The organism is Psychrobacter sp. 1Y4 (assembly GCF_051847555.1).
Map to the genome: position 1 here is coordinate 1 of NZ_JBPYDE010000831.1, position 601 is coordinate 601.

The following is a 601-nucleotide window of genomic DNA, read 5'->3' on the forward strand; positions in this document are numbered from 1 at the left end:
CGCCTTCGGGTAATTCAAATAAAAACAATCCGCCAACGTGCATTGGCTGTTTACGCGACTCAAGAAGTAAGAACAACTGGTCGACTGCTGTGAGAAGTCGCATAATAAATCCTTTTATGACGATAATGAATAAAAATGATAGCTGACAGGTGGCTGATTAAATCAGATTTCCGTCTTATTATTTTATAATCGGTTTTTTGTTAGAGCTGACCCGAGCAAGCGCTTACTGAAAAAAGTATCCTGTCTGCGGTGAGCTGGCAGTTGCCATCTTACGCATCGGCATACGACCTGCCAAAAATGCGGCGCGGCCTGCCCATACGGCATGTTTCATGGCATGTGCCATCATCACAGGGTTTTGCGCATTAGCGATCGCTGAGTTCATCAGAACGCCATCACAGCCAAGCTCCATGGCAATCGCAGCATCAGATGCTGTACCAACACCCGCGTCAACCAAAACAGGCACTTTGGCGTTTTCGATGATGAGGCTGAGGGTATGGCGATTGAGTAAGCCAAGCCCAGAACCAATCAAGCTCCCAAGTGGCATGATGGCGACACAGCCCATGCTTTCTAGCTCTTGGGCGACGATAGGATCATCTGAGCT

The 601-nt window shown here is 48.1% G+C and carries 1 protein-coding gene and 1 pseudogene; both read right to left on the minus strand.

All coding sequences use genetic code 11. The annotated features are described in order from the left end of the window. Positions 1–103, minus strand: a 103-nt coding sequence (locus ACS8FC_RS19115) for a wax ester/triacylglycerol synthase domain-containing protein (RefSeq protein WP_439297950.1), incomplete at its 3' end; no start/stop codon positions are given. 120 nt (positions 104–223) lie between these two features. Beyond that, positions 224–601, minus strand: a pseudogene (locus ACS8FC_RS19120) (thiazole synthase); the annotation flags it as partial.